13 protein-coding genes are annotated in these 12871 nt (G+C 31.6%); all 13 read right to left on the minus strand.

Going from position 1 to position 12871, the window contains the following annotated elements:
• Position 1: 1 nt before the first annotated feature.
• Positions 2-2152, minus strand: a complete 2151-nt coding sequence (gene feoB / locus C0982_RS07795) for a ferrous iron transport protein B (RefSeq protein WP_101773673.1) — start codon at positions 2150-2152, stop codon at positions 2-4.
• 16 nt (positions 2153-2168) lie between these two features.
• Positions 2169-2408, minus strand: a complete 240-nt coding sequence (locus C0982_RS07800; protein WP_101773674.1) for a FeoA family protein — start codon at positions 2406-2408, stop codon at positions 2169-2171.
• 112 nt (positions 2409-2520) lie between these two features.
• The gene (locus C0982_RS07805; RefSeq protein WP_101773675.1) at positions 2521-2739 is read right to left on the minus strand and encodes a FeoA family protein; all 219 of its coding nucleotides are present in this window, start codon (positions 2737-2739) and stop codon (positions 2521-2523) included.
• Positions 2740-3011: 272 nt separating this feature from the next.
• Entirely contained in the window at positions 3012-3674 is a 663-nt protein-coding gene (locus tag C0982_RS07810) for a hypothetical protein (RefSeq protein WP_101773676.1), read from the minus strand.
• Positions 3675-3822: 148 nt separating this feature from the next.
• Positions 3823-5076 carry a Glu/Leu/Phe/Val family dehydrogenase gene (locus tag C0982_RS07815; RefSeq protein WP_101773677.1) on the minus strand — a complete coding sequence of 418 codons (1254 nt, stop codon included), beginning with the start codon at positions 5074-5076 and terminating at the stop codon, positions 3823-3825.
• A gap of 559 nt (positions 5077-5635) precedes the next feature.
• Positions 5636-5806, minus strand: coding sequence for a DUF362 domain-containing protein (locus tag C0982_RS07820; protein WP_101773678.1), 171 nt, complete (start codon positions 5804-5806; stop codon positions 5636-5638).
• 212 nt (positions 5807-6018) lie between these two features.
• A complete protein-coding gene (locus tag C0982_RS07825) occupies positions 6019-6666 on the minus strand; it encodes a redox-sensing transcriptional repressor Rex (RefSeq protein ID WP_101773679.1) in 648 nt (215 codons plus the stop codon).
• A gap of 186 nt (positions 6667-6852) precedes the next feature.
• Positions 6853-8784 (minus strand): ABC-F family ATP-binding cassette domain-containing protein, encoded by a 1932-nt coding sequence (locus tag C0982_RS07830; RefSeq protein ID WP_101773680.1) that lies wholly within the window; start codon positions 8782-8784, stop codon positions 6853-6855.
• 16 nt (positions 8785-8800) lie between these two features.
• A complete protein-coding gene (tsaD, locus tag C0982_RS07835) occupies positions 8801-9928 on the minus strand; it encodes a tRNA (adenosine(37)-N6)-threonylcarbamoyltransferase complex transferase subunit TsaD (RefSeq protein WP_101773681.1) in 1128 nt (375 codons plus the stop codon).
• A 6-nt stretch (positions 9929-9934) separates the two neighbouring features.
• Entirely contained in the window at positions 9935-10381 is a 447-nt protein-coding gene (gene rimI, locus C0982_RS07840; protein WP_101773682.1) for a ribosomal protein S18-alanine N-acetyltransferase, read from the minus strand.
• A complete protein-coding gene (tsaB, locus tag C0982_RS07845; RefSeq protein WP_101773683.1) occupies positions 10371-11078 on the minus strand; it encodes a tRNA (adenosine(37)-N6)-threonylcarbamoyltransferase complex dimerization subunit type 1 TsaB in 708 nt (235 codons plus the stop codon). Before tsaB ends, rimI begins: the two co-directional genes overlap by 11 nt.
• Positions 11078-11533 carry a tRNA (adenosine(37)-N6)-threonylcarbamoyltransferase complex ATPase subunit type 1 TsaE gene (gene tsaE / locus C0982_RS07850; RefSeq protein WP_101773684.1) on the minus strand — a complete coding sequence of 152 codons (456 nt, stop codon included), beginning with the start codon at positions 11531-11533 and terminating at the stop codon, positions 11078-11080. The genes tsaB and tsaE overlap by 1 nt, the downstream gene beginning before the upstream one ends.
• A gap of 243 nt (positions 11534-11776) precedes the next feature.
• Positions 11777-12688, minus strand: a complete 912-nt coding sequence (locus C0982_RS07855; RefSeq protein ID WP_101773685.1) for a phosphate acyltransferase — start codon at positions 12686-12688, stop codon at positions 11777-11779.
• Positions 12689-12871 lie beyond the last annotated feature (183 nt).

Below are 12871 nucleotides of genomic sequence, written 5' to 3' on the forward strand. Positions count from 1 at the left end.
TTTATTGATTGCTTTCTACAGCACTTTTTACTTCAGAATTTGAAATCTTCGGCTTTCTAAATAGCATATACACTATAAATAACAGTAATACTGCTGCAACTCCTGTCCATATTGTAGGAGCATTTTTTAGGTATAGTACATTTCCAAATTGATATACTATCATAGAAACCGCATAAGCAAAACCTATCTGATATGCTATTGCAAACCAAGTCCACTTAGCATCATTCATTTCTTCTCTTATCGCACCAATCGCTGCAAAGCAAGGAACACAAAGCTGGTTGAAAATCATGAAGCTAAGAGCTGTAAGCGGTGTGAATATAGATGCTGCATAAGCTATCATATCACTGCTGTCAGGTGTTGCTTCAGCTATTCCACCAACTACTCCAAACGTACCAACGACCACTTCCTTGGCAACTAGTCCAGTAATAGTAGATACTGCAGATGCCCAGTGACCAAATCCTAGCGGTGCAAATATAGGAGCTAGTGTCTTACCGATAGATTCTAGTATTGAATTACTTTCTCCAGAGAATTCAACGAATTCAAAGCTTGTAGATATATTCTGTAAGAACCAAATTACTATTGTAGCAAGTAATATTACAGTACCTGCCTTTATAACGAATGCTCTTACACGTTCCCAAGTAGTCTTTAACACGTTTATTACTGTTGGTATATGATATTCTGGTAATTCCATTACAAATGGTGCAGGATCACCAGAGAATCTCTTAGTCTTCTTTAACATTACTCCCGTAATTATTACCGCTAATATTCCTATAAAGTAGCATAAAGGAGCAAATATCCATCCGTGTCTACCTACAAATATAGCTGCTGTAAATAATGCTATGATTTCTGTCTTTGCACCGCATGGCATAAATGACGCTACGATTATAGTCATTTTTCTATCGTTTTCATTTTCTATCGTTCTAGTCGCCATTATACCTGGAACTGAACAACCTGTACCTATTAAAATAGGAATAAATGACTTTCCTGAAAGACCAAACCTACGGAATATCTTGTCTAGAATAAATGCTATTCTAGCCATATATCCTATATCTTCAAGTATTGCCATGAATAAGTATAGTGTTGCAATTATTGGTAGAAATCCTAATACTCCACCAACACCGCCGATGATACCATCTACAACTAAACTTACCAACCAGTTGGCAACGCCTGCACCTTCAAGGAATGATTGGACATTTCCACCTATTATTTCACCAAAAAATACGTCATTTACCCAATCAGTTACTGGTCCACCAACCACGCTAACCGCTACATAGTATATAAAAGTAATTATTGCTGCAAAAATAGGTATTGCTAGTATACGGTTTGTCAAAATCCTATCGGCCTTATCACTCGCTGTCAGACCTTTTCTTCCCTTTTTAACAGTTCTAGATACCAATGAAGCTATATAGTTATATCTAGCATCTGTAATTATTCCTTCTCCATCATCATCGTACTCTACTTCTGCCTTGTTTATGATGTCGTTGATTGTGTTTCTTTCTACTACAGATATCTCTATTTTTTCTGTAGCCTTCTCATCTTTTTCAAAGAATTTTATAGCATACCATCTCTTGTCATTAGAGGCTGCTATACTTGGTACATTATCTTCTATATTTGTTATAATCGTTTCTAATTTATCGTCAAACGACTCTATACAACGGCAAAGTTCTTTCGATGTTTTTACCGCTGTTTCAATTAATTTTTCAATATTGTCATTTCTTAAAGCTGATATTTCTACAACTGGAACGCCTAGCTCTGCGCTTAGCTTTTCAGTATCAATAAAATCTCCATTTTTTCTTACAACGTCCATCATATTTAACGCAATTACCATCGGTATTCCTATTTCAGATAATTGTGTAGTTAAATATAAATTTCTTTCTATGTTTGATGCATCTACAACATCTATTATTACATCTGGCTTTTCATTTATTAAATACTCTCTACTAACTACTTCTTCAAGTGTATATGGTGACAAAGAGTAAATTCCAGGTAAATCCGTAAATTTAATCTCCTTATCTTTTCTATATGCTCCCTCTTTTTTTTCAACTGTTACTCCTGGCCAGTTACCAACGTATTGATTTGAACCAGTAAGTGTATTAAACAGTGTTGTTTTACCACTGTTTGGATTCCCAGCTAATGCTATTCTAATACTCATTTTCCCCTCCATTTAATTATTCATTTTCTTCGATTAGTTCAACTTCAATACATGAAGAATCTTCTTTTCTTAGAGTTAACTCATATCCTCTGACTGTTATTTGTATAGGATCTCCTAAAGGTGCAACTTTTCTTATATAAAGCGATGCATTTTTTGTAATCCCCATATCCATTATTCTTCTCTTCAGTGGACCAGTTCCATGTATTTTTTTTACTACATAGCTGTTGCCAACCTCAGCATCTCTCAACGTAAACATTTTCTACCCCCTATAAGTTTTATATCAACAACGATAATCTTTATCGATGTTTAAACAAAAAAACATTAGATTTAAAATCTAATATTTTGTGTAACCGAAATAAACAATTAAATTACTCTGGTGAAACCATTATCCTCTTGGCAATATCTTCACCGATTCCTACTCTAGAATCTTTGATGTTTACAATTACATTGCCCGCATTTTGAGCAACTACTATCACAGATGAGGATTCTACAAATCCCATATTTGCTAGTAATTTTTTTTGTTCCCCTGTTATCCTTATCTTGATAATTTTAACAGGCACGCCTATAGGCGACATCAATAAATTCATGCCATCACTCCTTTGTTGTGGCGCTATGCAAGTGATAAATAATCACTACACCATCTCACTAAATTATAGGATGAATACCAACAAATGTCAATAATAGATGATACTTTTTATCTAATGAATTCAAGGCTTAAAGACGTTTCTATTATCATATGATTTTTATTTGCTTATAATCTTTAATTTTCACTTTCAACTTCGAAAGTTTTCATATTAACAAATTGAATTTTACTTTATAAAAATAAGCCCTCTTAAAAGAGAGCTTAAAATTATTTTTACTAATATTGCCTTAGCAGGCTGTCTACAACATCATTTTTTATTTTTATTAAATTTTCTTTTGTAAAATACAAGCTTAAATCAATCTTGCTATCATTTATATCTACTTTTTTTAAATTAACATTAGATGATTTTATATCCAAGTATATCTTATTATCTTCTACACGTATTCCATCAGTGTCTTCGTGAACAATATTTTTAATTTGGCTAGAAACTATACTTTTAGGCACAGTTATTTTTCCTATCTTGACTTGTTCTATGTCAAATACAACTTTTCCATCTTCATTGTATAACTTTGAATAAACATCCGCTTGTGAGTTCCATATTCCTATCTGAATAGGATGTTTTACAATAAGATTTTTTCCATCTAGTACAAATGCACTTTCATCTAAGTTTGTAGTCCCACTTTGCGAAAACGCGTACTTTAATATCTTATTAAACATATCATTGTCAAAAGTCACCCTTGTTTCTATATTATCTCCTGATATACTTGCATTTTTTAAAAAATCAGAATTTAAAGATGCTACATTTAAATTATCTTCTATATTCCACAGTCTTTGATCTTTTTTTATTTCATCAGTCGGTTTTAAAGCGTACCCAATTCCTGCTGTCATCATACCTAGTACAACTACCAGAATTAATATAAATTTAATTAATTTTTTCATAGAATTCCTCCTTAAACATTATTAAATATTCACAGTACCCTTATTATGACATAAAAAAAGAATCACCACAAGTAACTGTGGTGATTCTTTTTTGTGTCATATAATTATAATATTTTAGGAACCTTATCAATTGATTGTCTACTAATTTTTAGTACCAACCTCTAAGTTTCATTGACTGCGCAACTCTCTTAACTGAATGCATGTAAGCAGATTCTCTCATTGTTACATTGTATTCTTCTTTTATAGCCCATAGTGATTCGAATGCCTTAACCATAGCTATATCTTCTTTTTCTTCAACTTCTGCTTCAGTCCAGTAGTATCCATATAAGTTCTGAACCCATTCGAAGTAAGAAACTGTAACTCCACCAGCATTTGTTAAGATATCTGGAGTAAGTACTATTCCTCTTTCGTTTAAGATTGCATCTGCTTCTGGAGTAGTTGGTCCATTTGCAGCTTCACAAACTAATTTAGCGTTTATCTTCTTAGCTACATCAGCATCTATAGCGTTTTCAAGAGCAGCTGGAACAACAACGTCTACTTCAGCTCCCCAGAATTCATCCATAGTTATAGCCTTAGATCCTGGGAATCCTACAAGATTTCCATTCTTAGCTCTATATTCAAACATTTCATTAAAGTCTAATCCGTTTTCACTGTATATTGCATATGGTCCAACTTCTTTAGCCCATTCTGCCATTGCAGTAACAGTTCCACCTAATTTTTGGATGTTTTTAACTGTGTATGCACCAACGTTACCGAATCCCTGTACAGCAACTTTAGCTTTCTTCATATCTATACCAAGCTTCTTAGCAGCTTCTCTAACTGTAACAGCAACACCGTATCCAGTAGCTTCGTTTCTTCCTAGTGATCCACCGAATTCGATTGGCTTACCAGTTAAAACACCAATAGCTGAAGTACCTGTTAATTTATTGTATTCATCAACCATCCAAGACATTACTTGACCATTAGTACCAACATCTGGAGCTGGAATATCTACTTTTTCACCTAATAATTTGTATACACCTTGTATGTATCCTCTAGCTAATCTTTCTAATTCTCCTTGAGATAATTCAGATGGATCTACTATTACTCCACCTTTACCACCACCGTAAGGAATTCCAGTAACAGAACACTTGAAAGTCATCCAGATTGAAAGCGCTTTTACTTCTTCTAGAGAAACACCTGGATGGAATCTAAGTCCACCTTTTGTTGGTCCAACAGCATCGTTATGCTGAGATCTGTATCCCTTGAATACCTTTATAGAACCATCATCCATTTTTACTGGTATGTTAACTTCTATAACTCTCATTGGTTCTTTTAATAGTTCGTAAACCTGTGGTTCCATTCCTAATTTATCACAAGCAGTCTTAACCTGAGCTTGTGCCATTTCAAATACATTTGACATGTGTAAGCCTCCTTAAATAAGATACAATTTTAATTTTCGCAAGGAAACATGCCCTACAAGCCCTAATTGCACGCGCAAATAGCCGTAGAAACATTTTCCTAACTCTAAATAGAGTATAACATAACTTCAAACAATATTGTACAATAATTTATTATTTAACTATCTTTTTCCTAGATAGACTATTCCATTCTTTTTTTGTATTATGTATACTTTTTAAATATATGATTTTCTTATATTTTTACACGGGACATTCTAAATAAAATTAATATTTATATACTTGTTTTCTTACATAATAATTTTTTTTAAATTCTCTCTTACTATATGAAGTATATATTTTTTTTGATACTTTCTACTTTCTTTTTAATTTTTGTTATTTTGATATCAATGTATTTTTGTTTTTTAACTTAAGTTTAATTATTTTCCAATAAAATTTCTTTATACGTTATTTTTACTACTATCATATATGATTTGTAATAAAAAATGCCCAATATGTTAATTACATTAACATATTGGGCATTTTTTATTTTGTGCTAACAGCACTATTTATTGTTATTTCTTATTATTCTGGCTGAGGAGCGTCTACTGGACATACGCCTGCACAAGAACCACAATCTATGCAAGATGGTGCATCTATAACGTAGATTCCATCACCTTCAGAAATACATGATACTGGACATTCACCAGCACAAGCACCACAACTAATGCATGAATCTTTAATTACATAAGCCATTTTTTGTACCTCCCTTAATTATTTTCTTAACTTCTTAAATTATATCAAAGGTACACTACTTTTGCAATTGATTTTTCAATTATTTAAAATAACTTTTATACGACAAGTTTAAATCCAGCTATATACTCATATAAGCACAGTTTTTTCATTTATTTTTATACAACTTTTATTCTCAATTGACTTTTTTTCTTTTTTGCAATTACTGTAAAAAGTTACTTTTTACTCAATAAGTCATCATTTTCCTTCATCAAGTACGATAATGTAAATAAGCTTTCAGTCAAGTTTACGCTCTCTACTATTACATCTTCCGGAACTTCTAGATCAATCGGTGCAAAATTCCATATACCTTTTACACCAGCTTCTACCAATCTATTTGCAACTTCTTGTGCTCCATTTTTAGGAATACATAGTATAGCTATATTTACATCGTGTTTGCTAACATATTCTTGTATGTCTTCAGAGTCTTTTATTTCATATTCTCTTAATTTTAGCCCTAACATTCTAGGATTTGCATCGAAAACTTCTACTATATTAAATCCAGCGTTTCTAAACCCAGAGTAGTTAATAAGAGCCTGACCAAGGTTACCTGCTCCAACTAACACTGCGTTATACTTTTTGTCTAATCCTAGTATTTTTCCTATTTCTCTATGAAGAGCCTCAACATTATAACCATATCCTTGCTGACCAAATCCTCCAAAGTTATTCAAATCCTGTCTTATCTGAGAAGCTGTAAAACCTATTATCTCACTTAGTTCTTTTGAAGAAATTCTATGGATGTCCCTCGATAAAAGATCTGCTAAGTATCGATAATATTTAGGTAATCTTCTAATAACAGCCATTGAAATATTTTTATTTCCCATTAGATTGCCTCCATATCTTTATTTTTTGAATTACATCTCTACTTTAAAGATGTTCTTTTTTACTATATTTAGTTAGTATTTATTTAATAAATTTTGTACTACTAATTATTATTATTTTATCACAAAAAACGAAATTTCATGCTACAACTACAATTATACCTTATTTTCGATAATTATAAAACATTTTTATTGCATTATTTTTTCCCATTTTTCATATAATTTTTCAAGTTTTTTTTCTAAACTAGATTTTTCTTGATTTACTTCCCTTGATTTATCTGGGTTTGAGTAAATTTCTTCCATATACAGCATAGATTCTAGTCCATTTATTTGCTTTTCCACCAATGTTATTTCTTCTTCAATATTTTTTATTTCTCTCTTAGCCTTGTTTTCCATAAGCTTGAGCTCTTTTTCTTTTCTTTTTTCTTCTTTTATTTGAGTCTTAGTTTTTTCTTCAACGCCTTCACTTTCTGCCATACTTTTCATCTCTAGCTGTTGATTCTTCTTCTCTTGATAGTATTCATAATTTCCTAAATACTCTTTTATTCCATCACTCGATAGTACTAATATTTTATCAATTATTTTGTTAATAAAATATCTATCATGTGATATAACGAAAACCGTTCCTTCATACTCAGATAAGGCATCTTCTAGAACTTCTTTAGAATCTATATCTAGATGGTTAGTAGGCTCATCTAATAAAAGAAAATTCGATTTAGATAGTATTAATTTTAATATAGCGACTCTAGCTCTTTCTCCTCCGCTCAGTAAGCTTATTTCCTTAAACACTTCTTCATCTTCAAATAAAAAAGCCCCTAAAAGGCTTCTAACTTCTGTTTGAGTTAGACTTTGATTTGAATTCCAAATTTCATCAATAATAGTATTCTTCAAGTTAAGAGTTTTTTGTTCTTGGTGAAAATATGATACTTCAACATTTTTACCTATTTTAATTATACCTTTATTTGCAACTTTACTTCCTGTTATCATTTTAAATAAAGTTGATTTTCCAATTCCATTAGGTCCTATTAAGGCAACTTTTTCGCCCCTATATATATCTAAATTTATATCTTTAAATAGTACTCTTTCACCTATTTTTTTCTCCACATCTTCCATATGCAATACGTCGTTTCCACTTTGAGTTACAGTTGTAAACTTAAACTTCGCTTTTTTTCTTTCTGATTGAGGTTTTTCAACTCTTTCAACTTTATCTAGCATTTTTTCTTTACTTCTAGCTCTTTTTAAGTGCTTTTCTCTACCGTATGCTTTCAAACGTTCAATAGATTCTTCCTGTTTTTTTATATCACGTTGCTGATTCTCATATTTTCTTATGTCAAGTTCTCTTTGAATTTTAGCTTGTTTCTGATATTCCGTGTAATTTCCATTATAAGCTGTCAGGTGTTTGTTTGAGAGTTCAAATATTCTGTTTACTGCTTGATCTAAAAAATATCTGTCGTGTGATATTATTATTGCAGTACCATCATACGCTCTCAAGAAACCTTCTAGCCACTCAACCGCATCAGAATCTAGGTGGTTGGTAGGCTCATCTAGAAGTAGTAGAGTTGGCTTAATTAGAAGTAACTTTCCAAGCAATACTCTCGTTTTTTCTCCACCAGATAATACGCTTATTTTTTTGTTCATATCATCATCACTGAAGCCTAGCCCTCTCAATATCCCTAAAACTTCACTTTTATATCCATATCCATTATTTTCTTCAAATTCCTCATATTTTTTGGCATATGTATCCATTATTTTTTTCAGTTCTTCGGATATAGTATTGCTCTTTGCAGACATATCAGAAATTATGCTTTCCATTTCTCTTAATTCTTTTTCAGCTTCCATAAGTTCTGAAAATACATCCACTACCTCTTCATATATTGTTTTTTCTGAGTGAAAATTTGTATTCTGCTCTAAATAACCGACCTTACAACCCTTAGATGTATATATTTCTCCACTATCATAACCGTATTCACCAGTTATTATTTTCAGTAAAGTAGTTTTACCAGTTCCATTTATACCTACAACGCCTATTTTATCCCCTTCATTTACAGAAAAAGATATTTCTTCAAGGATAGTATCTACTCCAAAGCTTTTATTGATATTATTACATGATAGTATTATCATTTAATTCCCTCCAATATTATCCTTTATCAATTTTTAAATTTGGAACAGCATTCAAATCCATCCCATCTCTTCGTCCACCAACATATCTATAATACCCTGCACACCCTATCATAGCTGCATTATCAGTACATAGAATAAGTGAAGGATATTTTAAGTCAAGATTTTCTCTACCTGAAAGTTCCTTCATTTTTTTTCTTAAAGCGGAGTTTGCCGCTACACCTCCAGATAGTGTAATTGTATTATACCCTTTATCTTTACAAAGCTTGATTGCTTTATGTGATAACACATCTACTACTGCATCTTGAAATGATGCACAGACATCACTTTCATTTATTTCTTCATTTTTCATTTTCATTGAGTTCAGATAATTTAGTACTGATGATTTTAATCCACTAAAGCTAAAATCGTATCCATCATCGTTAATTAGAGCTTTAGGAAAATCTATGGCTTTTGGATTTCCATTTTTAGCCATCTTATCAATTATTGGACCACCCGGATACCCTAATTTCATAGCTCTTGCAACTTTGTCAAAAGCCTCTCCTGAAGCGTCATCTTTAGTTTTTCCGATCACTTCATATTTCCCATAATCTTTTACTTCAACTAAATGAGTATGACCTCCAGATACTATCAAAGTGATAAAAGGTGGCTTTAAATCTTTATGTTCGATATAGTTTGCACTCAAGTGACCTTCTATATGATTTACACCCACTAGCGGAATTCCTAGTGTAAATGACAGCGCCTTTGCATATGACAATCCAACTAATAGAGCTCCTACTAATCCTGGTCCATATGTGACTGCTATATGTGTTATATCTTTAAATCCTAATCCGGCAGAATCCAAAGCATCTTGAACTACTATATCAATATTTTCTATATGTTTTCTAGATGCAATTTCTGGCACTACTCCTCCAAATTTCTTATGAGTTTCTATTTGAGTAGATATAATATTTGAAAGTACTTCCCTTCCATTTTTTACAATAGAACAAGCTGTTTCATCACAACTGCTTTCAATTGCCAAAGTTATAATATCACCGTTTGCTACATTTGTGTTTTCTTCTGTTTTTTCTATATTAAAAGAATTATTTTTCAAATATTCTTCTGATTTTTTACAATTATCTCTGACTGTAGAGATGTTTTCACTCATTTGTTATTACACCGCCTTAATTTCTTTCCACATTATTATTGCATCTTCCCTATTGTCTTGATAGTATTCTGTTCTTACTCCTTCAGGCTTAAATCCGTGCTTTTTGTATAAATTTTGAGCAATTATATTGCTTTTTCTTACTTCAAGAGTAATGTGATCAATTTTTGACTTTAAGCACTCTTGTATTAAGTTTTCCATTAAGCCATTCGCTATTTTTCTTCCTCTTGCATCCTTATGAACAGCAACATTTGTAATATGTGCTTCATCTAGTATATACCAAGCCCCTACATATCCTAGTATTTTTCCATTTTCATCTTCTGCAACTATATAGTTTGCAAGTTTATTATTTAATTCTGATTTCAAAGCAGATATAGTCCATGGATTAGAAAATGCTGACACTTCTACTTCATATACACCTTGTATATCACTTGGCTTCATTTTTCTATATTCCATCTTTTCTTTGCCTTTCTTCGTACTGAATCTCAGCTTGAGATTTTCTTATATAAAGAGGAACAATATCATAACTATCATATACATTTTTTTCTTCTTTATATTTTTGCATTGCTAACGACGTCACACTAGAAGCTTTGGATATATTTTTTTCAGGTGATGGTATATAGATATTTTTATTTTCTAATTTATTTCCGTACTTAGTTGTACCTTCTCCTAAAATTACTGCTCCTGTGTATAACTTTTCTATTTTTTCCAATAAATCATCTATGTCAATAACTCCTACATCCTCGACTACTCTTAGCTTGCCATTTTCACTCTTATAAATTCCATAATATACCTGTGTCGCCTGTGCATCTAATATCGGTATTATATATTTATCGGTAAAAGCCATGTTATTCGCTAAAGTTTCAAGTGAATTCACACCTACAATAGGAATATTTTTGACGTGTGATATTGCCTTTACAGTAGACATTGCTATTCTCAACCCTGTAAAAGATCCCGGACCTATACAAACAGCCAAAACATCTATATCATCCACACTTATATCTCCTAGTTTAAATAAGTCTTCTAACATTGGCATCAACTTTTGCGAGTGTGTCCTCTTGTCATTTATTAATATTTCACCAACTAAAACATCATCTTTAATCAATGCTACGCTTGCCGATTTTGTTGAAGTGTCAAAGCCTAATATATTCATTATAAACTCACTCCTTCTAATATTTCCTCGTATTTATCTCCATATGGCACTATACTTATATTTCTTCCTTCTCCTTCATATGTAATCAATATGTCTAGGCGCTCTTTTGGAAGAATATCTTCAATTAAATTTGACCATTCTATTATAGATACTCCATCTGAATATACATATTCATCAAATCCTATATCATACATTTCTTCACTTGAGCCAATTCTATAAACATCGAAGTGATACAAAGGATATTTTCCATCCATATATTCATTTACTATTGTAAATGTAGGACTTGTGATATCTTCTTCTATTCCCAGCTCTTTTGCTATACTCTTTGTTATAGTTGTTTTTCCTGCTCCTAGGTCTCCATTTAGACAAATAACTGCCCCAGGAAATAATTTTTGTCCTATTTGCTTTCCTATTTTATATGTAAAATTTTCATCTTTTAGAAAAAAAACTTTCATCTTTCCTCCTGTTTTCCACTTATATTATCATTGTTGCTTTTATTATCATTTATTCTATAATTACGATTTTTAGACTTTCTAAAAAAGGTCCATTTAACATTATATCATAATTTTTTACAAATTAATTCCAACTAAGCATTTTATACACATTTTTATGGTATCTAAATCCCTATATAAATTAAAAAAGCATCTTTCTCCTAATATGAAAGATGCCTTTTTGATTTATATATTATTTTCTAAAGATTACTTATTTGCAGCCATCATACAAGCAACTGATATAGATACTAATTTGGCAGCTTCTCCGTCTGATCTAGAGCACACAACAATAGGAACCTTAGCTCCTACTACTACTCCACCAAATGTCCATCCACCTAAGTATTTAGCTGTTTTTAACAATACGTTTCCTACTTCTATAGCTGAAACTACTAATATATCTGCGTTACCTGCTACAGGATCGTCAACTCCCTTAACTTCTGCCGCATGCTTATCCACTGCATTATCCATCTGAAGTGGTCCACTTACTACACAACCTTTTATTTTTCCTTCTTTATTCATTTCATGAAGAGCAACAGCATCAACTGTAGCTGGCATCTTATCATAGTATTTTTCCTTAGCACAAATCATAGCTACTTTTGGTTCTTCATTTCCAAGAGCATGAGCTACTTCTACTGCATTTTCTATTATTCCCTTTTTCTGTTCTAAGTCTGGATTTATAAGCATTGCACCGTCAGAAGTTAGGTAATATTTTTCCTTACCTTCATTGAAAAGTATTCCAACATAGCTTAAAGTCTTTCCTGTTCTTAATTCATTTTCTTTCTTTACTACTGCTTTAAGAATTACTGAAGTATCTATTAGTCCCTTCATTATCAAGCTAGCTTTACCTTCTCTTACTTGATCTACTGATTTTTGAGCTGCATCACTTAAATCATCTGCATGAACTAATTCCATATCAGATATATTTAAGTTACCTTCTTTAGCTACTTCAGTGATTATCTTTTCATCACCTACTAGTATTACCTTTACAAAACCTAAGTCTACTGCATTTCTTAAAGATTCTAAAGTAGCAATATCATGTGGTGCAGCAACAGCTACAGTTTGAATTTTGTCTCCTGTTTTTTCTTTCGCCAAGTTAATAAAATAATCCTGATTAATCATATTCATATCCCCCATCTAAATTTTAATTTTCAATATAAATTACTCTTATACAATATTTTATCACAATACAGTCTTTTTGGTATTGTTTTCCTGTATCTTTTACAAAAAAAAACTCTCGTCTTAGTTTACGAAAGTTTTTTTAAAGTAATAATATACAATTTTTTTACGCATATTATAAATATT

It is taken from the genome of Peptostreptococcus faecalis (assembly GCF_900240845.1).
GTDB lineage: Bacteria > Bacillota > Clostridia > Peptostreptococcales > Peptostreptococcaceae > Peptostreptococcus > Peptostreptococcus faecalis.